The sequence below is a fragment of the Oerskovia sp. NPDC060338 genome, assembly GCF_042726295.1.
Classification (GTDB): domain Bacteria; phylum Actinomycetota; class Actinomycetes; order Actinomycetales; family Cellulomonadaceae; genus Oerskovia; species Oerskovia merdavium.
On record NZ_JBHXCQ010000003.1, the window covers coordinates 119,146 to 143,788 of the forward strand.

Consider the following 24,643-nt stretch of genomic DNA (forward strand, 5'->3'; position numbering starts at 1 on the left):
CCGCCGGCCCGCCCGCACCGCCCTCGCCCCGTCTGGAGCCACGCGTGAAGATCCTCGTCCCCGACACCCTCCCCCTCGACCTCACGTCCCGGGGCGTCGGTGACCCCACGCCAGGCGAGGGCGGCGCGCAGGACGTGTTCGTCGAGTACGACGCCGGGGCTCGCCTCCCGGTCGAGCACCGCGACGCCGAGGTCCTGGTGGCCTGGGCGAACTCCCCGGAGAACCTCGCGGACGCCGCCGCGCACCTCCCCCGGTTGCGCTGGGTCCAGACCCTCGCTGCGGGTCCCGACGCGATCCTCGCGGCGGGCTTCGCCCCGGACGTGGTCGTGACCAACGGGCGGTCGCTGCACGACGGCCCCGTGGCCGAGCACACCTTGGCCCTCACGCTCGCCGCAGTCCGGCGCCTCGACCGGTCGGGCACCGCGCAGCGCGAGCACCGGTGGGACTCCGCCCTGGGGCGCGAGCAGGCAGACCCAGCGACCAGCGGTCGCTTCACGCTGCACGGCGCGCACGTCACCATCTGGGGCTTCGGCTCGATCGCTGCGGCGCTCGCCCCGCTCTACGCCGCTCTCGGGGCCCGGGTCACGGGGGTCGCGAGCACTGCGGGCGAACGGTTCGGCTTCCCCGTCGTGACCGACGAGGACCTGCCACGGGTCCTGGCGACGACCGACGTCCTGGTCTCGCTGCTGCCCGCGGTCCCCGCCACGCGCCACGCGTTCGACGCCGCACGCATCGCCCAGCTCCCGGATCACGCGTGGTTCGTCAACGCCGGCCGGGGAGCCACGGTCGACGAGGTCGCCCTGGTCGCTGCGCTGCGCGAGGGCCGCCTGGGCGGCGCCGCGCTGGACGTGACGGAGACCGAGCCGCTCCCGGCGGACTCACCCCTGTGGGATGCCCCGCGCACGATCCTCACGCCGCACGTCGCAGGGGGCCGGCCCCAGGGTGCGTCAGCCCTGGTCCTGGAGAACCTGGAGAACCTGCGCGCGGGCCACCCGCTGCGCAACGTGGTCGCGCGGGGCTGAGCACCCGGCGGGCCCCGGGCGCGAGAGGGCTACCAGCGCGCGTTGCGCGGCACCTTCTGGCACACGGGGCACGTGTACGACGACCGGTTCATGAACTCGTCACGTCGCACGAGCGCCCCGCACCGCGTGCACTCCTCGCCCTCGCGCCCGTACACCGCGAGCGAGCGCGAGAAGTAGCCGGACTGGCCGTTGACGTTGACGTAGAGCTCGTCGAAGCTGGTCCCGCCCTGGGCGAGGGCTTCTCGCATGACCTCCTCGGCGGCGTCGAGCACGCGGTGCGCCTCGGCCAGGCGCAGGGTGTCGGTGGGGCGCGCGTAGTGGAGGCCGGCGCGCCACAGCGCCTCGTCGGCGTAGATGTTGCCGACGCCGGAGACCAGCCGCTGGTCGAGCAGCGCACGCTTGATCCCGGTCCGACGACGGCGCACCGCCCGTGCGAGGTCGTCGCGCCGCAGCGCGGGGTCGAGCAGGTCGCGCGCGATGTGCGCGGCGGGCTCGGGGATCTCCGCGAGGGGCGACCCCCAGCCGCCCGGCGCGCCGTCGGGGGTCGGTGCGAGATCCGTCACCGACAGGTGCCCGAACGTGCGCTGGTCCACGAAGTCGAGGGTGCGCGGGGCGTCGTCCTCGCCGGTGAGCGCAGACAGCTCGAGCCGGACCCGCAGGTGCGGCACCTTGTCGACCGCGGCGGTCCCCGAGCGGACCAGCAGCTGGCCGCTCATGCCCAGGTGCGCCATGAGCGCGGTGACGTGCCCGCCTGCGGGCGCTGCGGCGTCGGGCAGGTCGCCCGGCGTGCCGTCCTGCGTGCCCGAAGCGTGCTCCAGGAGGAGCCACAGGTACTTGCCTCGGCGCACCGCGGCGCCCACGCGCTGCCCCACGAGCTGGCCCCGGAAGCTGTCCGGGCCGCCCTCGTGACGACGGACCGAGTAGTCGCGCAGGACCTCGACGCCCGTGACCGTGCGTCCCGTGACGTGGCGGGCGAGACCGTCACGGACGGTCTCGACCTCGGGGAGCTCAGGCAACGGTACCCGGACCGTCGAGGGGCTCGTCCTCCGGGGAGGAGTCCACGTCCACCGCGCCCGGAACGGGCAGCGGCAGCTTCTGGATGGCGAGGTACGCCATCTCGGCTGCCTCCTGCTCGGCGTACTTCTTGGCCGAGCCGTGGCCCGTGCCGTAGACGACGCCGTCGAGCGAGACCTCGGACGTGAACGTGCGGGCGTGGTCGGGACCTTCGCCCGTGCTCGCGTAGACCGGAGCACCCAGGTTGCGGGCAGCGGCCGACTCCTGGAGGGAGGTCTTCCAGTCGAGACCGGCACCCAGGTCCGCGGCGACGGCGAGCGTCGGGTCCACGAGCCGGTGCACGAGGTCGCGGGCGACCTCGAGGCCGTGGCTCAGGTAGGTCGCACCGATCAGCGCCTCGACGGTGTCCGACAGGATCGAGTCCTTGTCGTTGCCGCGGGTACGGACCTCGCCCTTGCCGAGCAGGATGTACCCGCCGAGGCCCAGGTCGCGCGCGATCGCGGCGAGCGACTTCTGCGAGACCGTGGCGGCGCGCATCTTGGCGAGCTCGCCCTCCGGCAGGTCCGGGTGGCGGCGGTACAGCGCCTCGGTCACGACGAGCCCCAGCACGGTGTCCCCGAGGAACTCGAGGCGCTCGTTGGTGGGGATGCCGCCGTGCTCGTGGGCGAAGGAACGGTGCGTCAGTGCAAGCACGAGAAGCTCGGGATCCAGGTGGATCCCGAGCCTCTCGAGAAGACCGGCGGCCGCAGGGGCTTCCGGCGTCACGCTATTCAGCCTGCGTGCTCGGTGCGCAGCGCCTCGACGTACTGACGGCCCTTGTAGGTGCCGCAGGTCGGGCACGCAGCGTGCGACAGCTTGTCGCCCTTGCACTGCGGGCAGGTCGTGAGGTTCGCGGCGGTGGTCTTCCACTGCGAACGACGCGCACGGGTGTTGCTGCGCGACATCTTGCGCTTCGGAACAGCCACGGCTAGCTCTCTTTCGTCTCGTCGGACACGCTCGGATCCTCGAGCATGCTCTGTAGTGCCGACCACCGGGGATCGACAATGTCGTGCGAGTGATCAGGATCCTCAGCCAGACGTGCTCCGCACTCGGAGCACAGGCCCTGGCAATCGGGCTGACACAACGGTCTGAATGGTAGTGCAGTGACGACGGAATCCCGAAGCGCGGGCTCGAGATCGATCAGGTCGCCCTCGAGCTCGTACACCTCGTCCTCGTCGTCACCGGACTCTGCCGCAGCCTTTGCACGCTCGGGATACACGAACAGCTCCTGGATGTCCGCGACGACGTCAGCCGTCACCGGTTCCAAGCACCGCACGCACTCCCCGACCGCCTGGGCCTGGGCAGTCCCTGTCACCAGGACCCCGTCCATCACCGACTCGAGCCGGACGCCCAGCTCGAGGTCAGCGCCTTCAGGGATGCCGATCACGACGGTACCGAGGTCTGCCGGAGCCTTGACCGAGCGAGTCACTTCACGCATCGATCCGGGACGCCGACCGAGCTCGTAGGTGTCGAGCACAAGAGGCGAGCGCGAGTCGAGAGTGATGGGTTCCTCCACAGGTTCTCAGCGACCCGAGCGGGCCACCAGGTGTTCAAGGTCACAACGCGCACGTCAGTCCCGCAAGAACCAGGGGGATCTCAGGGAGATGAACGTGCACCTCGGCCCCAGCCGATGACAGGCAGGACCAACGGACCATCTTACGGCATGACAGAACCGCCGTCGAACCTCACGAACTGACCCGGATCGGACAGGTGTTCCGGACCCCGCGCGCGGGGCACGCGCTCCGTGCCGCCGACGGGCCAGCTCCTACTCCCCTGAGCCCTCGCCGCCCTGGAGCTCGCCCATGCGCTGGGCGAGCTTGGCCCGCCCGGCGTGCACCTGCGCCATGATCTTGCCCAGGTCCACCTCGAACTCGGCGAGACGGCGGTCGCAGTAGTCGTCGGCGTCGACCCGCAGCTCCGCGGCGGTCCGCTCGGCGTCCTCGACGATCGCGTGGGCCCGCGACTCGGCCTGCACCACGACCTGCTCCTTCTGGACCAGCTCGATCGCGCGGGCGCGCGCCGTCGTGAGGATGTCCTCGGCCTGCTTGGTGGCCTCCGCGAGCACCGCGTTGGCCTCCGCGAGCACCTCGTCGGCGTGCGCGAGCTGCTCGGGCAGCGCGTGGCGCATCTCGTCGACGAGGGCCAGGGCGTCGGCCTTGTGGACCAGGACCGACGACGACATGGGCATGGCCCGAGCCGTCTCGACCAGGTGGGCCAGGTCGTCGAGGATCACGTGGAGCCCGGCCTCGGTCTGCGCCTCGTCCTCGGTCTGGGCGAGCGGTTGGTCGTTCATCGGCCTGTTCCTTCCGTGGTGGGGGTCGCCTGCCGCGCCTGCCCCGACTGCTCCGTCGCGGGCGTCGAGCCGGCCGCGCGGTCCGCGAGCGCCCGGCGCACGAGGTCGCCCACGCCCGCCGGGACGAGGTCGTCGACGGGGCCGCCGAAGCGGGCCACGTCCTTGACGAGCGAGGACGCGACGTGGGCGAGGGCGGGGTCGCCCGGGACGAACACGGTCTCGACGCCCACGAGGTGGCGGTTCATGAGGGCCATGGGAAGCTCGGCGTCGAAGTCCGCGCCTCCGCGCAGGCCCTTGACGACGGCCACGGCTCCGACCTCGCGGCAGAAGTCCACGAGGAGACCGGGGACGATCGCGACGCGCACGTCCTCGAGGCCCGGGCTCGCGTCGAGCGCGGCGCGGGCGATCTCGACGCGCTGCTCGGCGCTCAGGAGCGCGGACTTGGACGAGTTGCGGGCGACCCCCAGGACGACCTCGTCGAACAAGGACCGCGCTCGGCGGACGATGTCGAGGTGGCCGAGGGTGAGGGGGTCGAACGACCCCGGGCAGACGGCGATGGTCACCTCGCCACGGTAGTACACGGGCCCCGGGAATCCGGGCAGGCCGGGGCTCGCCGCGGGCCGCGCCAGGCCGCGCGCGGAGCCCGGGCGCGGCAGGATGGGTGCCATGTCTCCTCAGTCCGGTCCCGTCGTCGTCCCCCTCCGCTCGGTCGAGCAGCTCACGCAGCTCTACCGGGACGTGCTGAGCCCGTCGTTCCCTCCGGCGGAGCTGGTCTCGCTCTCGTCGTTCCTCGCGGACCACGCGGCGGGGCACCTGGAGTCGTTGGGGGTCGTCGAGGTGCCCGACGGCGCCGCTCCCCCGAGCGGACCGGGTGCGGCCGGGCCGGGGCCCGGTGGGGCGGGCACGACGGACGGCGCGCCGGGCGAGGTCCCGGCCGGGCGTGTGGTGGCCGGCGTCGTCGGCTCGTGGTCGGCCGAGGCGCGGGTCCTGCTCGTGCAGTACCTGGCGATCGCGCCGGGGCGGCGCGGGGGCGGGATCGGCGCGGCCCTGCTCGGGGCGGCCGTGGCCGCGTGGCTGACGAACCTGCGCCCGGCCATGGTGCTGGGCGAGGTCGAGCACCCGGGCTTCCACGCGGCGAGCGAGGCGCACGGCGACCCCGAGGCGCGGCTGCGGTTCTACGCGCGCCACGGCGGACGTGTCCTGGCGGTGCCGTACTTCCAGCCCGGCAACGCTCCCGGCGCCGAGCGTGTGCCCGCGCTGCTGCTCATGACGCTCGCGACCGAGGACCCCACGGCGACGAGCGTGCCCGCGGCCCCGCTGCGCACGTTCCTGCGCGAGTACTTCGTGGACAGCGAGGGAAGCCTCGCGGACGACGAGCCCACGCGCGCGCTGCTGGCCTCGGTCGCAGGAGAGCGCGTCGAGCTGGTCGCCGCCGACGAGCTCGACCGCGTCCCGGTGGGGCTGCTCGACGAGGCGTCGCTGCGCGCGCCCGCTGCCCCGTCCGGTCTGTAGGTCCCTCAGGACCTGGGCAGGTCCCTCAGGACGCGTCGCCCGCAGCCTCCCCGGCCTCGGCCGCGGCCGGACCCGCGTAGTACACGGCCGTCTCGCCGTAGTCCTTGCGGGCGAGCAGCTCCCATCCTGCGGGCCACTGCGGCTCGGGGCTGCGCGTCGAGCGCTCCACGACCACGACCGCGTCCTCGACGAGCGCCGACGTCACCGAGAGCTGCCGCAGGAGCTCGGCGACCACTGCCTCCGCGAGGTCGTAGGGAGGGTCGATGAAGACGACGTCCCACGTGGTCGCCGGCGGCGACAGGACGAACTTCTCGGCCTTGTCCTGGACGACCTGCACGTTCGTCAGGCCGAGGGTCTTCACGTTGGCCCGGCAGACCTCCGCGGCGGCGCGCGCGGCGTCGACCAGCACGACCTTCTGCGCGCCGCGCGAGGCGGCCTCCAGGCCCAGGGCTCCTGACCCCGCATACAGGTCCAGGACATAGGCCCCCTCGAGGACCCCGTAGTGCTCGAGCCGCGAGAAGATCGCCTCGCGCACCCGGTCGCTCGTGGGGCGCGTGCCCTTGGGGGGCACCTGCAGGCTGCGTCCACCGACCGTCCCGGCCACGATCCTCGTCATGCGGGACAGCCTAGACGGGTCGGCCCGGGGCCCGGCTACGACCGTTCGAGGAACTCCTCGCGCTCGGGGTCGAGCCTGCTCGTGATCGCGGCCCGCAGCTCGGGGTGGTGCTCGAGGTCAGGGTCCGCGGCGATCACCTCGGCCGCGTCCGCGCGTGCCTGCTCGATCACCGCGACGTCCTTGACGACACGCAGCAGCCGCAGCGAGCTCGCCCTGCCGGACTGGGCAGCGCCCAGCACGTCGCCCTCGCTGCGCAGCTCGAGGTCGACGGTCGCGAGGCGGAAGCCGTCGGTGGTCTCGGCCATGGTCTCGACCCGGACGGCCGCGGGCGTGCCGGGCTCGACGGTCGAGACGAGCAGGCACAGCCCCGGCGCGGAGCCACGGCCCACGCGGCCGCGGAGCTGGTGGAGCTGCGAGAGGCCGAACCGGTCGGCGTCGAACACGACCATCACGGTGGCCTCGGGCACGTCGACGCCGACCTCGACCACGGTCGTGGAGACCAGCACCTGCACCGCGCCGGACGCGAAGTCGGCCATGGCCTTCTCCTTGTCCGCCGGCGGCATCTGCCCGTGCAGGACGCCGACCGAGAGGCCGCGCAGCGCGGGCACGCGCGCGAGCTCCTCGGCGACCTCGAGCACCGCGCGCAGCGGCGGCCGGTCCGACCCGGTGCCGGTCCCGTCGAGGTCGAGGAAGTCGGGCACCTCGTCGAAGTCGTCGGTCCTGGTCCTCCTCCTCGCGGCCACCTTGCCCTCCCCCGCGGCGTCGGGACCTGCGTCCGGGGCCGGGACCTCGGCGTCGGGGTGGATCCGGGCGCACACCACGTAGGCGCGGTGGCCGGCGTCGACCTCCTCGCGCACGCGCTGCCACGTCCGGTTCATCCACGCCTCGTTGTCCGCGGGGACCACGTGCGTCGTGATGCCCGCCCGCCCGGCCGGGATCTCGGTGAGCGAGGACGTCTCGAGATCACCGAACACCGTCATGGCGACCGTGCGCGGGATGGGGGTCGCGGTCATGACGAGCAGGTGAGGGCTCGTGCGGGCCTTGGCCCGGAGCGCGTCGCGCTGCTCCACGCCGAACCGGTGCTGCTCGTCGACCACGACCAGCCCGAGGTCCGCGAACTGCACGTTCTCGCTCAGCAGCGCGTGCGTCCCGACGACGATCCCCGCGCGTCCGCTCGCGGCGTCGAGCAGCGCGGACTTCTTGGCGGCGGCCCCCAGGGATCCCGTGAGGAGGGCGACGCGCGTGCCGTGGTCGGCCCCACCCAGCATGCCTCCCTCGGCGAGCGGCCCCAGCAGGGTCGCAAGCGTTCGGGCGTGCTGCGAGGCGAGCACCTCGGTGGGCGCCAGGAGAGCGGCCTGCCCCCCGGCGTCGACCACCTGGAGCATCGCGCGCAGCGCGACGACGGTCTTGCCCGAGCCGACCTCTCCCTGGAGCAGCCTCTGCATGGGCCGCGAGCGCGCGAGCTCCTCGGAGATCTCCGCGCCGATCTCACGCTGCCCGGCCGTGAGCGTGAACGGCAGGGACGCGTCGAAGTCCGCGAGGACGCTGGGCTCGCCCCGGGCGAGCAGGGGCCGGGCCGTCGCCTCCTCGGCCTCGGCCCGCGCGCGCCGCTGGGCGAGCGCGGCCTGGAGCACGAACGCCTCCTCGTAGCGCAGGCGGTCACGGCCGTGCTGCCACTGGCGCGTGTCGAACGGCTCGTGGACGTCCTGGAGCGCGGCGTGCCGCGACCCGAACCCGCGGGCCTCGCGGACCGTGGGAGGCAGCGGGTCCGGCACCTCGTCCTCGGTCAACGGGTCCAGGACCTGGCGGACGGCCTTCTGGATCCGCCAGCTCGGGATCGCGGCGCTCGCCGGGTAGAGCGGGATGGGGCGACGGGCCTCGATGAGGGCGGACTCCTCGTCGTCGGCGTCGACCCCGATGATCAGGTAGTCCGGGTGCGTGAGCTGGCGCGCCCCGCGGTAGGCGCTCACGACGCCCGTGAACAGTCCCGTGCGCCCGGGCTGCAGGCGGCTCTCGTGGGTCCGGAGCGCCCCGGTGCCCTTGGCGAAGAACGTCAGCGAGAGCCGGTGGACGCCGTCGGTGACCTCGGCCTGCATCATGGCCCCGCCCCGTGAGCGCATGGCGCGTACGGTCGCCTGGACCACGCGCGCCATGATCGTCACGTGCTCCCCGAGCACGAGCCCGCCGAGGTCGGTGAGCCTGCCCGGGTCGCCGTAGCGGCGCGGGTAGTGGCCCAGCAGGTCGCCCGTCGTCTCGAGGCCCAGCTTCGCGAGCGCGCCGGCGGTCCGCGGGCCGAGCACCTTGGCGAGCGGCTCGGCGAACCGGTCCACGGGTCCCGTGACGAGGTCCCCGGCCAGCACGCGGGTGGCGGTCACGTGGTCCGGGGTCTCGGGCGTCAGGTCCTTGGTCATTCCGCTCCCAGCTCGAGGTCTGCGTGGTCGCGCCCGGAGTCGAGGACGACGACCTCGATGCCCGGGACGCGCTGACGGGCGATGCCGACGACGACGTCGATCACGAGCGGGTCCACCCCACGTCCCGGCATGATCGTGAGGACCTCGTCGTCCGGGCGCAGGAGGTCCTCGAGCGCGGGACGCACGAGCGAGCCGTCCGCCGCGACCTGGACGGCCCGGACGTCGGCGAGCGCGGCTCGCATCGCCTCGGCCTGGTCCTCCTCGACGAGTTGCGCCGCGGCGAGGGCCGCGACGACGTGCAGGTCCGTCGGGGCGTCGAGGACCTCGACGGCCTGCAGGTCGCCCGCTCCCGGCTCGACCCGCGACGCCGCCGCGCGGGCCGCGACCGCGGCCGCGGCGCTGCCCGGAAGCACCGTGACGAACCGGGCCGAGGTGTCCACCGCGACCCTCAGCACCTCCTCGGGCTCGGGGGCGCGGTCGGCCGCGAGCAGGACAACGGCCCCGCTGCGGGCCAGGTCCGGTACGAGCCCTGGCGCCGACGTGATGGCCACCACGCCGTGCGCGGGCACCTGCTGCTCGGGGTGGGGCGCGGCGGCCGACGGGTCCTCGTGCACGCCGCGCGCAGCGACCTGGGTCGCGAGGTGGCGCACGCAGACCTGGCGCAGCCCCGCACGTCCGGCGGCGACCTGTCGCGCCGCGGCGACCGCGCGCCCGGGGTCGTCCGTGTGCACGTGCGCCTGCCAGACGCCGTCACCGACCACGACGACCGAGTCGCCGACCTCCTGGAGCGCGGTACGGAGCGCGGCTGCGAGGTCAGGGGCGTCCCTGCGGCCGTCCTGGACCGACTCCACGACGAACATGACCTCGAACTCGCCGTCGAGCCCCACAGCCGCGGGGTCGCCGCCGGTGAGCGCGGGCGACGGGCCGGCAGAGGGATCGGCGTGCCCGACGGCGAGGCCCGCCCTCGCCCGCGGGTCCACCGAGGCGTCGGTCGTCAGGGTCGCCATGGCGTCCATGGTGCCGCCGGCCACCGACAGCGTCGGGAGCGCTGGCAGCACCGGACCTGCCGGCACGTCCGACGCAGGCGAGCTGCCGTGACCCGGAACCACCACCGGGGCCCCGCCGAGGCGCGAGGTCTCGGTCACACCGGCCTCCAGACCGGCGCCGTCGAGCCCGTCCGCGCCCAGGACTCGGCACAGCGCGTCGAGCACGAGGACGAGCCCGAACGCCCCCGCGTCTCGCACCCCGGCGCGCGAGAGGACCTCGAGCTCGCTGGGGCTGCGGAGCATGGCGCGGTGAGATCCGTCACGTGCCGCGACCACCACGCCGGTCAGGTCGGCGCCCGCGTCGGCCGCGGCGCGGGCCGCGGACGCCCCGCCGCTCGCGGCCGTGAGGATCGTCCCGGGCACGGGAGCGGCGACCGCCGCGTACGAGGCCCGAGCAGCGGCCTCGAACCGTGTCGCGACGCGCAGCGACCCCACGGGCTGGTCCGCGGACGTGACCGCGCCCGCGAAGCCGCGCAGGAACTCGCTGAGGATCACGCCCGAGTTCCCGCGCGCCCCGAGCAGCGCGCCCCGCGCGAAGGCGACCAGGACGGAGTCGGTGGGCTCGCCGTCGGGCAGGGCGGCCACGGCCCGCGCCCCCTCGGTGACCGTCAGGAGCATGTTGGTGCCGGTGTCCGCGTCCGCGACGGGGAAGACGTTCGCGCTGTCGATGCGCGCCCTGGCCTCCCCGAGCGTCCGGACCGTCTCGGTCACCCACGCCCGCACCACTGCGGGCTCGATGTGCTCCTTGCCGTCGGTCACGCTCGTGGGGCTCCTCGGTCCGGGGCGGCACGCGAGGGTGCCGAACCCCCGTCGAGCCTGCGATACTGTCCGGACCACCGTAGTCCGCCTCGCGCGCTGCCTCTTGCATGCGTTCGGGCCGGTTTGGGGTGGAGGGCGGCCATCGGCTACCCTATGGAGGTTGCCCGGACAGATCTGGGCGACCACGGACGCTCCCCGGCTTCTGCCGGTTCGGAGCGTTCACCCCACAGACCATTCACTACGTCGCCGCTGTCCTTCGCGGAGGCGTGCACGACGATCAGGAGAAATCGTGGCTGCCAACTGCGAAGTCTGCGGCAAGGGCCCGAGCTTCGGGCACAGCATCTCGCACTCGCACGTCCGTACGAAGCGTCGCTGGAACCCGAACATCCAGCGCGTCCGTGCCATCGTTTCGGGCACCCCGAAGCGCCTCAACGTGTGCACCTCGTGCCTGAAGGCCGGCAAGGTCGTCCGTCACGTCTGAGCCTTTCAGCTCGTTCCACGAAAGCCCGTCAGGACTCGTCCTGGCGGGCTTTCGTGTGTCCGAGGACGTTCGGTGCCCGACGGCGGGCCGCCCGGGTGGCGGGCAGCGTCCGCCCGCGGGGCGCCCGGCTCCTCAGTCCGGCCGGTCGGCAGCGCGTGACGTGGGCCGCGCCCGCACGTGCGCCCTCTCCCCCTGGGGGCCGTAGAGGACGAGCAGCTCGACCGGGTGCTCGTCGGCACTGAGGATCGCGTGCGGGGTGCGCGTGTCGAACTCGGCCGCCTCGCCCTCGCCGAGGACCAGGTCGTGCTCCCCGAGCAGGAGGCGCAGCCGCCCACCCAGGACGTACAGCCACTCGTAGCCCTCGTGCACCCTGGTCTCGGGCAGGACGTCCGAGGTCCTGCCGTGCAGGAGCTGCTTGTAGGCCTGGACGCCGCCCGGCCTGCGCGAGAGCGGCAGGAACGTGGACCCGTGCCGCTTGACCGGGCGCGCGTGGATTCGCGGGTCCCCCGTGGGCGGGGCGCCGACGAGCTCGTCGAGCGGCACCTCGTGCTCGCGGGCGAGCGGCAGGAGGAGCTCGAGCGTGGGGCGCCGCCCCCCGGACTCGAGCCGGGACAGCGTGCTCACCGAGATGCCCGTGCGGTCGGACAGCTCGGCGAGGGTCAGGTGACGCTGCCGACGCAGCGCGCGCAACCGTGGCCCGACGGCCTCGAGGGCTTCGGCGAAGGGATCGTCCATGGCGTCAAGTTTGCCACTTCGGCAAGAGGAATTGCCAGCAGGCGGCGGGGGCGCGGATGCTCGACGACGGAGGTGGTCACCGTGACCCGAGAGAACCCAGCGCCCGCCACGGGCGAGAGCACGCCGAGCAGCACCACGCCGGAGACCTACGACGTCGTGGTCGTGGGAGGTGGCGCGGCAGGCCTGAGCGGAGCCCTCACGCTCGCGCGGGCACGACGCAGCGTGCTCGTGATCGACGCCGGACGTCCCCGCAACGCACCGGCCGAGCACATGCACGGCTACCTGTCCCGCGACGGCGAGAACCCCGCCACGCTCCTCGCGGCCGGGAGGGCCGAGGTCGCGGCCTACGGGGGCCGGATCTCCCAGGGCACGGTCGAGTCCGCGACGGCCCTGCCCGACGGCGGGTTCGAGGTCCTCACGACCGACGGCAGGGCCGTCCTGGCCCGTCGTCTGCTGGTCACCACGGGCCTCGTCGACGAGCTGCCCGACGTGCCCGGACTCGCCGACCGGTGGGGCAAGGACGTCCTGCACTGCCCGTACTGCCACGGCTGGGAGGTGCGCGACCAGGCCGTGGGCATCCTCGCGACGGGCCCGATGGCGGTCCACCAGGCGCAGATGTGGCGCCAGTGGAGCGACGACGTGACCCTCTTCCTCCACGGGTCGCCGGCCCCCGACGCCGAGACCCGTGCCGCACTCGACGCGCGCGGCATCCGGGTGGCCGAGGGCCCGGTCGCGGGGCTCGCGCTCGACGCGGGCGTCCTGAGCGGCGTCCGGCTCGCGTCCGGAGACGTCGTCCCGTGCGCGGCGCTCGTCGTCGCTCCCCGCTTCACGGCCCGGTCCGCGGTCCTCGCGTCGCTCGGGGTCGCGACCGAGGACCAGGTCGTCGACGGGGTGACGATCGGGACCTACGTGCCCTCCGACCCCCAGGGCGCGACCTCCGTCCCCGGTGTCAGGGTCGCGGGCAACGTCACGAACATCATGGCGCAGGTGGTCGCCGCGGCGGCGGCCGGCGTCCAGGCGGCAGCCGCGACCAACGGCGACCTGATCGCCGACGAGGTCCGGCAGGCGCTCGCCGCACGCACGACGTCCAGCGAGCACGCGGGGTGAAAGGCTGAGAGGATCGGCGGACGACGTGCGGGCACGCCCGCCGCTCCTCTCTCATCCCACCAGCACATCACCTTGGGGAGATTTGCTGAAGATCCGGACAAAGAGGTTTGGTGAAACTCCACGGAAGTGGCAGGATTTGGTCATGGTGACGGAACTCAACGAGGTAACGATCCGCACGGCAACTCCACAGGACGCGGCGTCGATCGCCCAGGTCCACATCGCCTCGTGGCGTGGCGCCTATGCCGGGATCGTCCCTGACGACTACCTCGCATCGCTCGACCACGACCAGCGCGAGGCCGCCTGGACGCAGAACCTCGCGAACTCCGGCGCCGACATCCTCCTGGCCGAGGCCGACGGGCGAGCCCTCGGGTTCGCGAGCCTCGGTCCCGCGCGCGACGAGGACGCCGAGTCCGGAGACCTCGAGGTCTACGCGATCTACCTCGACCCCGAGGCCTGGGGACGCGGCGTCGCCCGCGACCTCATGCGCACCATGCTCGCCAAGGTCCCGCCGCGCACCCCGGTCTCGCTGTGGGTCCTCAAGGACAACGAGCGCGCCCAGCACTTCTACCGCCGTCACGGGTTCGCACCGGACGGGGTCGAGCGTCGCGACGACATCGGCGGCCGTGACCTGACGCAGGTCCGCTTCCGCCGGACGGTCTGACCAGGCCCGCAGCACACCAGCTCCTCCGTCGAGGGGGTCGCCCTCCAGGGCGACCCCCTCGACGCGTCCGGTACGCGACCGTCACGACCTGGCGAGGAAGGTCACCTGGGTAGCCTCCGTCGACCGCGGAGTCCCTCGGCTGCGGACCAGGGCCCCTCAGCCGCGGAAGTGGTCCCACCCCACGCCGTGCGCACGCGGAGCCTCCCCGTCGACCGTGACCACCGGGGCCGGATCCGCGGCACCGCCGGCTCCCGGCGCGCTCGTGGGCCGCGCCACGACCCGGCCCACGGCCCGGAACGACTCGGGCAGCGACGTCCCCGCCGGGAACGTCGCGAGCAGACCGTGGTCCTCGCCGCCGGTCAGGACCCAGTCCCGGGCGAGGGCCGCCTGCGCACCGAGGTCCGCCGGGCCCGGCCCCGTCGCAGAGAGCGGTCCGTCCGCCGCCCGCACGGCCGACGCCGCGACGGCCAGCCGGTCCAGGTCGCCGCGGAAGGCGCCCAGGTCCAGGTCGACGGCCACGCCGCTGGCCCGGGCGAGACGCCCGGCGTCACGCAGCAGGCCGTCGGACAGGTCGAGCATGGCCGTGGCCCCGGAGCCCGCGGCGGCCGGTCCCGCGGCGAGCGGTGGCTCGGGACGCAGGTACGCGTCGACGAGCTCCTGGTCCAGGGGACCCAGGTCGTGGTCGAGCAGCGCGAGCCCCGCGGCGGACCAGCCCCTGCGCCCGGCGTGCGCGACGACGTCGGACACCTGGGCACCCGAGCGCAGGACCGGCTCCCGCCCGCCCAGGTCCCCGTGGACCGTGACCGCGACGACCACGTCGTCGCCGCTCGACAGGTCTCCCCCGACCACGGCCGCACCGCTGGGCGCGCACGCCGCGGCGAGTCCGCGGGCCAGGCCCGTGACCCACTCGACCGGCAGGTGCCCCGGGATGACGAGCGAGACCACGAGCGAGGTGGGCCGCGCTCCCATGGCCGCGATGTCGGCGAGGTTCTGCATCGCGGCGCGCCACCCGACGTCGTACCCCGTGGACCACTCGGGGCGGAAGTGCCGACGCTCGACCAGCACGTCGGTCGAGACCACGAAGCGCCCGTCGGGGGCGCTCACGACGGCCGAGTCGTCGCCGGGGCCCACGAGGGTCGCCGCGCCCGTCGGCAGGAGCGGGAAGATCGCCGCGAGCAGCTCCTCCTCGGACGTCTCGCGCACCAGCACCCGGCCCTCGTTCAGATCAGTCACGGCGCCACCTTACGCGGGACGAGGGCCCCGCCGGAGCGGCTACCGTTGGAGGGTGCTGAACGCCCCTCGTACCCCAGTCCGACGCCGGACGCTCGCCGGGATCCTGCTGCTCGCCACGGTCGCCGGCACCAGTGCGTGCACCCCGACCATCGGCGTCCCGGTCGCCGACGACGCCGCGAACCCGAAGTGCGCCGAGGTCGTCCTCGCGGTCCCCGACATGCTGGGCGACCTGCCCAAGGTCAAGACCGACAGCCAGGCCACGGCGGCCTGGGGGGCGTCGGGCGCCGCCGTGACGCTGCGGTGCGGCGTCACGCCGCCCGAGCCCACCACGACGGGCTGCCAGGGGGTGCCCAGCGCTGCGGGCAGCGTCGACTGGATCGTCGCCGACGACGGCAAGGGCACGTGGACCTTCATCACGTACGGTCGCGACCCCGCGGTCGAGGTCCAGATCCCGCCGTCGGTCAGCTCGGACCACTCGTCGTCGTTCGTCTCCGACCTCAACCGCGCGGTGTCCAAGGTCGAGCAGACGCGCTACTGCATGTGATCTTCGTGACCCGAACGACGCGAGGAGCGCGCCACCCCTGCGGGTGGCGCGCTCCTCGCGTCGGTCGGGCGGCGCCCGGGTCGGTCAGCGCAGGCCCGTGGGGCGCTCGAGCGCGAGCTGGATGAGCTCGTCGATCAGCTCGGGGTACGAGATGCCCGACTTCTCCCACATGCGGGGGTACATCGAGAACGGCGTGAAGCCCGGCATGGTGTTGATCTCGTTGACGATGACCTGGCCCTCGTCCGTGACGAACACGTCGACCCGGGACAGGCCCTCGGCACCGACGGCCTCGAACGTGCGGACGGCGACGTCGCGCACCTCGTCCACGAGGTGCTGGGGCAGGTCGGCCGGGCAGCTCAGCTCGACGCCGGCCTCGTCGAGGTACTTGGCCTCGAAGTCGTAGAAGTCGTGGTGCGTGTCGGTCACGACGATCTCACCGGGCAGCGACGCGCGCGGGCGCTCGCCCTCGCGCCCACCGAGCACCGCGCACTCGATCTCGCGCCCGACGACGCCGGCCTCGACCACGACCTTGGGGTCGTGCTTGCGCGCCTCGTCGATCGCCGCGGGGAGGTCTGCGAGGTCGTCGACCTTGGTGATCCCCAGGCTCGACCCCGCGCGGGCGGGCTTGACGAACACCGGCAGCCCCAGGCCCGCGACCGTCTCCGTCCAGGCGACCGGGTTGCGGTCCCACTCCCCCGGGCGGATGACCGTGTAGGGCGCGATGGGCAGTCCCTGGCCCGCGAGGACGAGCTTCATGAAGTGCTTGTCCATGCCCACGGCCGACGCGAGCACGCCCGCACCCACGTAGGGCACGTCGGCCAGCTCGAGCAGGCCCTGGAGCGTGCCGTCCTCGCCGAACGGGCCGTGCAGCAGCGGGAGGACGACGTCGACCTCGCCCAGCTCGCGCGGGAACTCGCCCGGCTCCAGGACGCGCAGCCCACGCTGCCCGACCGCGAGCGGCAGCAGGACCTCGCCGCCCGTCGCGGTGACCTCGGGCAGGTTGCCCGCCGTGATCTCCCAGCGCTCGGGCTCGTCAGCGGCGAGGACCCACTGGCCCGCCTTGGTGATCCCGACGGGGACGATCTCGTAGCGGTCTCGGTCGATCGCACGCATGACGCCGCCCGCGGTGGCGCACGAGATGACGTGCTCGCCGGAGCGTCCGCCGAAGAGGATGAGGACGCGCGTCTTGCGCGCGGGAGCACTGGGTTCTGGCTGGCTGGACATCGCGGACGACCCTACCGGAACCATGCTTCCCCGAGAGAACAGGAACGTTCCCCGCTCGTGAAGGAGCGGTGATAGAACGGGGGCATGAGCCACCCCCTGCTGACCGACGACCTGCTCGACCGCATCCGCTCGCGCGCCGCGGGCTACGACCGCGAGAACGCCTTCTTCACCGAGGACCTCGAGGAGCTGACCGCGGCCGGCTACCTCCAGGCCTTCGTCCCGGTCGCGATGGGCGGCCCGGGCCTCGGCCTGCGGGACGTGGCGCACGAGCAGATCCGCCTCGCGGGCGCTGCCCCCGCGACCGCCCTGGCCGTCAACATGCACCACGTCTGGACCGGCGTCGCGCGGTACCTGTACGAGCGCGGGGACCACTCGCTCGACTTCGTGCTCGAGGAGGCCGCGCGCGGCGAGGTCTTCGCGTTCGGGTACTCGGAGCCGGGCAACGACCTGGTCCTGTTCGGGTCTCGGACCCAGGCCCGTCCCGACGGCGAGGGCGGCTACTCGTTCCACGGCCGCAAGATCTTCACGTCGCTCTCGCCCGCGTGGACCCGGCTGGGGGTGCTCGGGATCGAGACGGCGGCCGAGGGCGGTCCGGAGCTCGACGGCGACCCTCGCCTCGTGCACGCGTTCGTGACGCGCGAGGGCGGCGGCGTCGACGTCCTGGACGACTGGGACACGGTCGGCATGCGCGCGAGCCAGAGCCGCACGACCCTGCTGGTCGGTGCGCACGCCCCGGCCGACCGGGTCGTCCGGCGCCTGGCTCCCGGCCCCTCGACGGACCCGCTCGTGCTAGCGATCTTCACGACGTTCGAGGTGCTCCTCGCGTCCGTCTACACGGGGATCGGCAAGCGAGCCCTCGAGCTCGCGGTCGAGAACGTGCACCGGCGCACCTCGATGAAGAACGGCGGCAAGCCGCTGTCGCAGGACCCGGACATCCGCTGGCGCGTCGCGGACGCGGGCATCGCGATGGACGGGATCTACCCGCAGATCGACCAGGTCGCGGGCGAGATCGACGCGCTGGTGGACCGCGGCGCCGGGTGGTTCACGGCCGTCGCGGGGCTCAAGGTACGCGCCACCGAGACGGCGCGCGTCGTGGTCGACCAGGCGATCCGTGTGTCCGGCGGGTCCTCGTACTTCGCGTCCTCCGAGCTCGGGCGACTCTACCGGGACGTGCTCGCGGGGATCTTCCACCCCTCCGACGACGAGTCCGCGCACTCGACGTTCGCGAGCGCGCTGCTCGGACCGGTCGAGGACTGAGCGCTGGGCGGGGCGGCGTCGAGTGTGCCGTTCGGGTCGTCCGGCCGCGGCAGACGACGACCAGAACGGCACGCTCGACGCACCCGCCCCGTCTCCACCTGCCGGTTGCCCGCGGCACCCGCTCCGCGTCGAGGCGTAATCTCACCTCCATGACGACCGAGCCGACCGGGCCGACCGCGCCCACCGTCCACAGCTCCCCCCTGTCCCCCGCCACGATCGCGGTCGCGGCCGGGCGCCCGCCGCGCGAGCAGGGCGGGCCCGTGAACCCGCCCGTCGTCCTGTCCTCGACCTACGTGTCGCGCGGCGTGCAGCAGCCCGGCGAGCTCCTGTACACGCGCATGGACACCGAGACCTGGCACCCGTTCGAGGAGGCCCTGGCCACGCTCGAGGGCGCCTCGGAGCCGGGCATCGTCTTCAGCAGCGGGATGGCGGCGATCGCGGCGGTCTTCTCGTTCGTCCCGGCGGGCGGCAAGGTCGTCGTGCCCCGGCACGCGTACCAGGTGACGCTCGGCTTCGTGGACGACCTCGCGGCCCGCCACGGGGTCGAGGTCGTCCGCGTCGACGTCGCCGACACCGACCAGGTGCTCGGGGCGATCGACGGGGCGGACCTGCTCCTGGTCGAGTCGCCGACCAACCCCATGCTCGAGGTCGCGGACCTGCCCGTGCTCCTTGCCGCGGCACGCGAGCGTGGAGTCCTCACCGCGGTCGACAACACGTTCGCGACCCCGCTGGGCCAGCAGCCCCTCGCCCAGGGCGCGGACGTCGTCGTGCACTCGGTCACGAAGTACCTCGCGGGACACTCCGACGTCGTGCTCGGGGCCGTCGTGACGAGCGACCCGGACCTGGCCGCGAAGGTCCGCGCGTACCGGACCCTGCACGGCGCGATCGCCGGTCCGTGGGAGGTGTGGCTCGCGCTGCGCGGGCTGCGCACGCTCGCGCTGCGCGTCGAGCGGTCCCAGGCCAACGCCGCGGAGATCGCCCGGCGCCTGGCCGAGCACCCGCTCGTCGAGGAGGTCCGCCACCCGAGCCTGCCGACCGACCCGGGCCACGAGCGTGCGGCCCGCACCATGACGGGCTTCGGGGCGATCATCGGGCTGCGCCCCCGCGGCGGTCGTGATGCCGCCGACGCGGTCGTCGAGGCCGTCGAGCTGTGGGTACCCGCGACGAGCCTGGGAGGGGTCGAGTCGAGCCTCGAGCGGCGGCGACGGTTCGCGACCGAGTCGCTCACGGTCCCCGAGGACCTGCTGCGCATGAGCGTCGGCATCGAGGACGTCGAGGACCTGTGGGCAGACCTCGACCGTGCGCTGCGGTCTGCTGCGGGCAGCTAGCGCGCAGCGGGCGTTCCGTCGGCGTCCTGCGGCTCGTACGCGTCCGCAGTGAAGACGACCACGCCCGACTCGAGGTCGACGTCGATCGGCGGAGCCGTGGACGGTGCCTGCGCGATGTCGAGCCGCTGCCGCTCCTTCTCCTCGGTGAGGTGGACCCGGCTCGGCTGGAAGACGTCGAGGAGCTCGCCGAACGCGCCGGCCCCCGGGCTCTCGCCCGACCCCCGTCCGTCCCCGAGCTGCCGGTCCCTGGAGCGCCCGCTCACCATGCGCTCGATCGCGACCACCGCGACGACCACGAGCACGACGACGAGGAAGAGAGGCGCGCCCACGCTGCTGAACCACGGCATGGGGCCACCGTAGGGCGGACGGGTGCCGCTGTCATCCCTCGCGGAGCAGCTGGCCCGGATCGCCCACCGCGACGACCCGGGCAATCGTCGTCGGCGCGAGGCGAGCAGGTCGCGTCTCGCGAGGCGCGTTCCCCGATCGAGACCTTCCCTCCATGCGACCGTGTCCTGGCCCACCTAGGCTTGAGGCGACCGAGAGCCGTTCCCGGTCGTACGTGCCGAGCAGGAGGCAGACATGGACTGCGCCACCCGAACGGCCCCCCAGACGGCCACCCGGACGCCCCGGCGTCGGCAGCGACCCCCCGTCGTCGCCGCCGTGTGCGTCGGCGTGCTCCTCGTGCTGACCGCGTGCTCGGGCGCGAACGGCGGCTACGACGCGACGCCCGATGAGTCCCCGTCGCCGACGGCGACGACGACGCCCAGCCCCTCGCCGTCGGGCGACGCCACCGACTTCCCGGCGGGAGCCACCGGATCGACCGGCTCCACCGAGGGGGACGGGTCGACCGCTGCTCCCGCGTTCCCCGCGAACACCGACCCGGACGTCTCCGAGCCCTCGGCCGGCGCCGCTCTGACCGTGACGGACCTGCGGGTCGGGCGCCACGACGGGTTCGACCGCGTCGTCTACGAGCTGGGAGGCACCGGGACACCGGGTTGGCGCGTCGAGTACGTCCCCGAGGCGATCGACGACGGCAGCGGGAACCCCGTCGAGATCGCCGGGGACGGCACGCTGCAGGTCATGATCTCGGGCTCGGGCTACCCCATGGACACCGGTGTCGCCGAGTACTCGGGCCCCAACCCCCTGCGTGTCGCGGAGACCGACGAGGTCGAGGAGGTCGCGCTCCGCGGCGTGTTCGAGGGGTACACGCAGTCGTTCATCGGGACCGACGACTCCGACAACCCGTTCCGCGTCTACGCCCTCACGAACCCGACGCGCGTCGTCGTCGAGGTGCGCGACGACGACTGACCAGCTCTGAGCGCACACGTCCGGCCAGGCTCCCCGCAGGGACCGGGCCGGACGTGTCGTGGGCGCCCCGCGCGGGGCGCAGGGTCAGCGTCCCGACGTCACGCCCTCGGACTTCTGGGGACGCGCGAGCAGCCCACGGGCCATGTCGTCGACCGGCATGCCCTCGTGCAGGACGGCGACGACGCCGGCCGTGATGGGCATGTCGACGCCCACCTTCTGGGCGAGCTCCAGGACGGAACGGCAGGACTTGACGCCCTCGGCCGTCCCACCCGTCGCCGCGACGGCCTCGTCGAGGCTCATGCCCTGCCCGATGTGCTTGCCGAGCGTGTGGTTGCGCGACAGGGGGGACGTGCAGGTCGCGACCAGGTCCCCCATGCCTGCGAGACCCGAGAAGGTCTCTGCGTCCGCACCGAGCGCGAGCCCGAGGCGCGTGATCTCGACGAGTCCGCGCGTGATGACGGTCGCGGTCGTGTTGTACCCGAAACCGCGGCCCTGGGCGATGCCCACGGCGAGCGCGATGACGTTCTTCACGGCGCCGCACAGCTCGACGCCCACGACGTCCGAGTTGGTGTACGGCCGGAAGTACGACGACGAGCAGGCCGCGGCGACGAAGCGGGCCGTCTCCGGGTCGGTCGCGGAGACCACGGTCGCGGTGGGCTGGTGCTCGGCGATCTCACGAGCCAGGTTGGGGCCCGAGACCACAGCGACCTTGTCGAGCGGGAGGCCCCACACCTCGGCGACGACCTCGCTCATGCGGCGGTCGGTGCTGAGCTCGACGCCCTTCATGAGCGAGACCGCGACGGCGCCCTCGGCGAGGTGCTCGCGCAGCGGGGCGAGCGTCGCGCGGGCGCTCTGCGAGGGGATCGCCACCACGACGAGCTGGGCACCGGCGAGCGCCGCGGCCGCGTCGGTCGTCGCGGTGAGCCCCGCGGGCAGCTCGATGCCGGGCAGGTACGCCGAGTTGTGGCGCGTGGCGTTGACGTCGGCGGCGACGTCGGCGTTGCGGCCCCACAGCCTGACCTCGCAGCCCGCGTCGGCGAGGACGGCCGCGAACGTGGTCCCCCAGGCACCGGAGCCGAGCACGGCGGCCGTGACGGGTGACGGGCTGGTGGTGGTGCTCACTTGCGCTCCTCCGAGCCGGGGTTCTTGCGGACGTCGAACCGCTCGGCCGGAGCCTTCTCGCCGCGGATCTCCTCGAGCAGGCCCGTGATGGCGTCCATGATGCGGTTGGTGGCCTCGCGCAGGGTCACGGAGTCGACGGGACGGTCGTAGAGGTCCGACAGGTCGACGGGCGGGCCCGCGTGCACAGCCACCTTCTTGGGCGGGATGGGCCTGAACCGCTTGCTGTAGCGAGGCAGGATGTCCTGCATGCCCCACTGCGCGATGGGCACCACGGGCATGCGGCTCGCGAGCGCGAGGCGCGCGGCACCCGTCTTGCCGACCATGGGCCACAGGTCCGGGTCGCGCGTGAGCGTGCCCTCGGGGAACACCGCGACGCACTCACCCAGCGCGAGCTGGTCGACGGCCTCGCTCACCGAGGACGCCGCGCCCGCGGTGTTGCGCTGCACGGGGATCATCCCGGTGCGGGTCAGCAGGCCGCCCAGGAACGGCACCTTCCACAGCGACGCCTTGGCCAGGATCTTGGGCGCCCGACCGTGGTCGTACAGGAAGTGGGCGAACGTCAGCGGGTCGATGTTCGACATGTGGTTGCCCGCGGCGATGAAGCCGCCCGTGGCGGGGATGTTCTCCGCACCCTGCCAGTCGCGGCGGGTGATCGCGAACATCAGGGGACGCACGATGAGCGCGACGAGTCGGTACGCGCGGCTGTCTGGATGAGCTTTCGGCACGGTCACCGAGCCTACCGGGCCTCGTGCCGTCGTCGGGCCCGACGGCGCCGCTCGCCCGGGGTGAGACCCTCACCCGGGGCGGGGCGCACCCTCAGATCCAGCCGTGCCGGCGCGCTAGGTGGACGGCCTCGTGGCGGTTCGTCGCGCCCAGCTTGGCCGCGGCCGACGAGAGGTAGTTGCGCACCGTCCCCGGTGCGAGCGAGGCGCGCGTGGCGATCTCCTCGACGGGCGCTCCCCCGGCGGCGAGCTCGAGCACGTCGGCCTCGCGGGGCGTCAGGGGGCTCGCGCCGGCCGCGATGGCCTCGGCGGCCAGCTCGGGGTCCACGTAGCGTCCGCCGCCGTGGACCTGACGCACCACGTCCGCCAGGACGCGCGACGAGACGGTCTTGGGCAGGAACGCGCGCACCCCGGCCTCGAGCGCACGCTTGAGGTACCCGGGGCGCCCGTGGCTCGTGACCATGACGACGCCGCACGCCGGCACCTCGGACGCCAGGGCCTGCGCGACCTCGATCCCGTCGAGGCCGGGCATCTGGAGGTCGAGCACCGCGACGTCCGGCAGGTGCCTGCGCGCTGCCGCGAGCGCCTCGGTCCCGGACGCGGCCTGGACGACGACCTCGAGGTCGTCCTCGAGCGAGAGCAGGGTGGCCAGGGCGTCGCGGATGAGGTTCTCGTCGTCGGCGAGCAGGATGCGGATCACGCGGTGGGGCCTTCCTGGGCGGGGCGAGGGGCGCCGGTGCCGCGGCCCCGGGGGACGAGCGGCATGCGCGAGACGAGGCTACCGACCGCCGGGAGCGGGACGCTGGCCGTGAGACGGAACGTGGGGGGCTCGAGGTGGGTCTCGAGCCGGCCGCCGGCACCCGCGAGCCGCTCGCCGAGCCCGATCAGCCCGGACCCGCTGGGGCTGCCCGGGCTCGTCGTGGTGCGGTCCAGGTCGGGGACGCCGTCGTTGGTCACGGTCAGGACCGCCTCGCCCCGCTCGACGCCCAGGGTGATCTCGCAGCGCGTCGCGTGGGCGTGGCGGACCACGTTGGTCACGGCCTCGCGCACGACCCAGGCGAGCGCCTCCTGCGTGGCCTCGGGCAAGGAGTCCTCCTGGCCGTCGTCGGACGACTCGATCGTGGTCTCGATGTCGGCCGACCGCAGGACCGAGCGTGCGCCGCTGAGCTCCGCGGCCAGGTCCGCGGCCCGGTAGCCCGCGACGACGGCCCGGACCTCGCGCAGCGAGTCCTGAGCGATCTGGCGCACCTCGAGCATCTGCTCGGCCGCGCCGGGGCGTCCGCGCGAGGCGAGCTCCGCGGCCAGCTCGCTCTTGACGGCCACGACCGAGAGCGTGCGGCCGAACACGTCGTGCAGGTCGCGCGAGAAGCGCAGCCGTTCCTCCGCGACCGCCAGGCGCGCGTGCAGGACGCGGTTGCGCTCCTGCTCCCACACGATCCCGAGCATCCACACCGACACGCGGTAGGACGCGAAGATGCCCACGCACATGAGGACGACGCCGATGCCCTGGCCCACCGCGATGCCCGCCGCCGTCTCGTCGCGGACCGGGGCGACGAACCACGAGACGAGCCCCGAGACCGCTGCGACGGCCACGGCCCCGAGCGCCAGCCACCGGAAGGTCAGGAGCGGCGCGCAGGCCGCGACCGAGAACGCGGTCGCCGCGGTCACGACCAGGACCGGGGTGTTGCCCTGGAACATCGATCCCTCGCCGGTCGGGTACGCCGCGAGGCCGACCGCGCACGTCGCGAGCGCGAGCCCGCACATCGCACCCAGGGACCAGCGGGGCGGGGGCGGACCGCCGAGGAACCGGGTGATCCCGTACCGGATCACGACGATGCAGGACGCCGTGTGCGCGAGGCACAGGCCGATCAGCGGGGCGAGCAGCACCGGGTGCCCGGTGGGCACCTCACCCACGATCCACAGCACCACGAAGAGCTCGAACGTCGCGACGACGTACAGCGACCAGCGCGTGTAGGTGTCGAACCGTTCGGGGTTGCTGCGACGCGACCACGCGCCGACGAGGGGGTTCCAGCTCACGGGGGTCAGCCTTTCACGCGGGATCGTCGCGGGGCGCAGGGGTGGCTCCGGTGCGGTCCGGGTGCTCCGGATGCGCTGTTGCTCCGGGTGCTCCGGGTGCTCCGGGTGCTCTGGGTGCCGAGCACGAGGTTGCGGTCGCTCTCAGCGGGAGAGCGACCGCAACCTCGTGCTC

The 24,643-nt window shown here is 73.7% G+C and carries 26 protein-coding genes; 9 read left to right on the top strand and 17 right to left on the bottom strand.

All coding sequences use genetic code 11. From position 1 onward, the window contains the following. The first annotated feature begins 44 nt into the window (after positions 1-44). The gene (locus ACFWGN_RS04635; RefSeq protein ID WP_377615900.1) at positions 45-1,022 is read left to right on the top strand and encodes an NAD(P)-dependent oxidoreductase; all 978 of its coding nucleotides are present in this window, start codon (positions 45-47) and stop codon (positions 1,020-1,022) included. 29 nt (positions 1,023-1,051) lie between these two features. Here the strand turns inward: ACFWGN_RS04635 and mutM are convergent, their stop codons facing one another. The 6 genes from mutM to coaD all read right to left on the bottom strand — a co-directional run bounded on the left by mutM (position 1,052) and on the right by coaD (position 4,931). Further along, on the bottom strand, positions 1,052-2,038 hold the full coding sequence (gene mutM, locus ACFWGN_RS04640; protein ID WP_377615901.1) for a bifunctional DNA-formamidopyrimidine glycosylase/DNA-(apurinic or apyrimidinic site) lyase: 987 nt from the start codon (positions 2,036-2,038) through the stop codon (positions 1,052-1,054). Beyond that, on the bottom strand, positions 2,031-2,801 hold the full coding sequence (gene rnc, locus ACFWGN_RS04645) for a ribonuclease III (protein ID WP_377615902.1): 771 nt from the start codon (positions 2,799-2,801) through the stop codon (positions 2,031-2,033). The genes mutM and rnc overlap by 8 nt, the downstream gene beginning before the upstream one ends. Before the next feature lie 5 nt (positions 2,802-2,806). Next, positions 2,807-3,001, bottom strand: coding sequence for a 50S ribosomal protein L32 (rpmF, locus tag ACFWGN_RS04650; RefSeq protein WP_056648464.1), 195 nt, complete (start codon positions 2,999-3,001; stop codon positions 2,807-2,809). Positions 3,002-3,003: 2 nt separating this feature from the next. Beyond that, positions 3,004-3,591 carry a YceD family protein gene (locus ACFWGN_RS04655; protein ID WP_377615903.1) on the bottom strand — a complete coding sequence of 196 codons (588 nt, stop codon included), beginning with the start codon at positions 3,589-3,591 and terminating at the stop codon, positions 3,004-3,006. Between the two features lie 249 nt (positions 3,592-3,840). Further along, entirely contained in the window at positions 3,841-4,368 is a 528-nt protein-coding gene (locus ACFWGN_RS04660; protein ID WP_377615904.1) for a hypothetical protein, read from the bottom strand. Beyond that, complete coding sequence (gene coaD / locus ACFWGN_RS04665; protein ID WP_377616080.1) at positions 4,365-4,931, bottom strand: pantetheine-phosphate adenylyltransferase; 567 nt, start codon at positions 4,929-4,931, stop codon at positions 4,365-4,367. Before coaD ends, ACFWGN_RS04660 begins: the two co-directional genes overlap by 4 nt. A 103-nt stretch (positions 4,932-5,034) precedes the next feature. Between coaD and ACFWGN_RS04670 the strand changes: the two genes are divergently transcribed. Next, the gene (locus ACFWGN_RS04670) at positions 5,035-5,880 is read left to right on the top strand and encodes a hypothetical protein (protein WP_377615905.1); all 846 of its coding nucleotides are present in this window, start codon (positions 5,035-5,037) and stop codon (positions 5,878-5,880) included. 25 nt (positions 5,881-5,905) lie between these two features. On the opposite strand, the gene rsmD is transcribed toward ACFWGN_RS04670, so the two are convergent. The 3 genes from rsmD to ACFWGN_RS04685 are packed head-to-tail and all read right to left on the bottom strand — an operon-like array spanning position 5,906 to position 10,712. Further along, the gene (rsmD, locus tag ACFWGN_RS04675; protein ID WP_377615906.1) at positions 5,906-6,496 is read right to left on the bottom strand and encodes a 16S rRNA (guanine(966)-N(2))-methyltransferase RsmD; all 591 of its coding nucleotides are present in this window, start codon (positions 6,494-6,496) and stop codon (positions 5,906-5,908) included. 35 nt (positions 6,497-6,531) lie between these two features. Continuing rightward, positions 6,532-8,907: an ATP-dependent DNA helicase RecG gene (locus tag ACFWGN_RS04680; protein ID WP_377615907.1), complete on the bottom strand. Its 2,376-nt coding sequence runs from the start codon at positions 8,905-8,907 to the stop codon at positions 6,532-6,534. Continuing rightward, positions 8,904-10,712 carry a DAK2 domain-containing protein gene (locus ACFWGN_RS04685; protein ID WP_377615908.1) on the bottom strand — a complete coding sequence of 603 codons (1,809 nt, stop codon included), beginning with the start codon at positions 10,710-10,712 and terminating at the stop codon, positions 8,904-8,906. The genes ACFWGN_RS04680 and ACFWGN_RS04685 overlap by 4 nt, the downstream gene beginning before the upstream one ends. Positions 10,713-11,001: 289 nt before the next feature. On the opposite strand from ACFWGN_RS04685, the gene rpmB reads away from it, so the two are divergent. Continuing rightward, positions 11,002-11,193 carry a 50S ribosomal protein L28 gene (gene rpmB, locus ACFWGN_RS04690; protein WP_056648452.1) on the top strand — a complete coding sequence of 64 codons (192 nt, stop codon included), beginning with the start codon at positions 11,002-11,004 and terminating at the stop codon, positions 11,191-11,193. A 132-nt stretch (positions 11,194-11,325) separates the two neighbouring features. Here the strand turns inward: rpmB and ACFWGN_RS04695 are convergent, their stop codons facing one another. Continuing rightward, positions 11,326-11,928 (bottom strand): helix-turn-helix domain-containing protein, encoded by a 603-nt coding sequence (locus tag ACFWGN_RS04695; protein WP_377615909.1) that lies wholly within the window; start codon positions 11,926-11,928, stop codon positions 11,326-11,328. Between the two features lie 81 nt (positions 11,929-12,009). Here ACFWGN_RS04695 and ACFWGN_RS04700 point away from each other — a divergent pair, with 81 nt between their 5' ends. Further along, the gene (locus ACFWGN_RS04700; protein ID WP_318244488.1) at positions 12,010-13,035 is read left to right on the top strand and encodes an NAD(P)/FAD-dependent oxidoreductase; all 1,026 of its coding nucleotides are present in this window, start codon (positions 12,010-12,012) and stop codon (positions 13,033-13,035) included. A gap of 142 nt (positions 13,036-13,177) precedes the next feature. Then, the gene (locus ACFWGN_RS04705; RefSeq protein WP_377615910.1) at positions 13,178-13,696 is read left to right on the top strand and encodes a GNAT family N-acetyltransferase; all 519 of its coding nucleotides are present in this window, start codon (positions 13,178-13,180) and stop codon (positions 13,694-13,696) included. A 156-nt stretch (positions 13,697-13,852) separates the two neighbouring features. Here ACFWGN_RS04705 and ACFWGN_RS04710 read toward each other — a convergent pair whose 3' ends face one another. Continuing rightward, the gene (locus ACFWGN_RS04710) at positions 13,853-14,920 is read right to left on the bottom strand and encodes a thiamine-phosphate kinase (protein WP_377616081.1); all 1,068 of its coding nucleotides are present in this window, start codon (positions 14,918-14,920) and stop codon (positions 13,853-13,855) included. A 61-nt stretch (positions 14,921-14,981) separates the two neighbouring features. Between ACFWGN_RS04710 and ACFWGN_RS04715 the strand changes: the two genes are divergently transcribed. Further along, positions 14,982-15,473 (top strand): DUF3515 family protein, encoded by a 492-nt coding sequence (locus tag ACFWGN_RS04715; RefSeq protein WP_377615912.1) that lies wholly within the window; start codon positions 14,982-14,984, stop codon positions 15,471-15,473. 84 nt (positions 15,474-15,557) lie between these two features. Here the strand turns inward: ACFWGN_RS04715 and ACFWGN_RS04720 are convergent, their stop codons facing one another. Beyond that, complete coding sequence (locus ACFWGN_RS04720; protein WP_377615913.1) at positions 15,558-16,697, bottom strand: D-alanine--D-alanine ligase family protein; 1,140 nt, start codon at positions 16,695-16,697, stop codon at positions 15,558-15,560. Positions 16,698-16,781: 84 nt separating this feature from the next. On the opposite strand from ACFWGN_RS04720, the gene ACFWGN_RS04725 reads away from it, so the two are divergent. Continuing rightward, positions 16,782-17,954, top strand: coding sequence for an acyl-CoA dehydrogenase family protein (locus ACFWGN_RS04725; RefSeq protein ID WP_377615914.1), 1,173 nt, complete (start codon positions 16,782-16,784; stop codon positions 17,952-17,954). Between the two features lie 149 nt (positions 17,955-18,103). Then, on the top strand, positions 18,104-19,282 hold the full coding sequence (locus ACFWGN_RS04730; protein ID WP_377615915.1) for a trans-sulfuration enzyme family protein: 1,179 nt from the start codon (positions 18,104-18,106) through the stop codon (positions 19,280-19,282). Here ACFWGN_RS04730 and ACFWGN_RS04735 read toward each other — a convergent pair. Next, positions 19,279-19,629, bottom strand: a complete 351-nt coding sequence (locus ACFWGN_RS04735; protein WP_377615916.1) for a DUF6191 domain-containing protein — start codon at positions 19,627-19,629, stop codon at positions 19,279-19,281. The two genes, ACFWGN_RS04730 and ACFWGN_RS04735, sit on opposite strands and share 4 nt — an antisense overlap. 232 nt (positions 19,630-19,861) lie before the next feature. Between ACFWGN_RS04735 and ACFWGN_RS04740 the strand changes: the two genes are divergently transcribed. Then, positions 19,862-20,590, top strand: a complete 729-nt coding sequence (locus tag ACFWGN_RS04740) for a hypothetical protein (RefSeq protein WP_377615918.1) — start codon at positions 19,862-19,864, stop codon at positions 20,588-20,590. Positions 20,591-20,674: 84 nt separating this feature from the next. Here ACFWGN_RS04740 and ACFWGN_RS04745 read toward each other — a convergent pair whose 3' ends face one another. From ACFWGN_RS04745 to ACFWGN_RS04760, 4 genes are all read right to left on the bottom strand, one after another. After that, a complete protein-coding gene (locus ACFWGN_RS04745; RefSeq protein ID WP_377615919.1) occupies positions 20,675-21,712 on the bottom strand; it encodes an NAD(P)H-dependent glycerol-3-phosphate dehydrogenase in 1,038 nt (345 codons plus the stop codon). Then, positions 21,709-22,374, bottom strand: coding sequence for a lysophospholipid acyltransferase family protein (locus ACFWGN_RS04750; RefSeq protein WP_377615920.1), 666 nt, complete (start codon positions 22,372-22,374; stop codon positions 21,709-21,711). Before ACFWGN_RS04750 ends, ACFWGN_RS04745 begins: the two co-directional genes overlap by 4 nt. Before the next feature lie 154 nt (positions 22,375-22,528). After that, positions 22,529-23,134, bottom strand: a complete 606-nt coding sequence (locus ACFWGN_RS04755) for a response regulator (protein ID WP_377615921.1) — start codon at positions 23,132-23,134, stop codon at positions 22,529-22,531. Beyond that, entirely contained in the window at positions 23,131-24,471 is a 1,341-nt protein-coding gene (locus ACFWGN_RS04760; RefSeq protein WP_377615922.1) for a sensor histidine kinase, read from the bottom strand. Before ACFWGN_RS04760 ends, ACFWGN_RS04755 begins: the two co-directional genes overlap by 4 nt. Positions 24,472-24,643 lie beyond the last annotated feature (172 nt).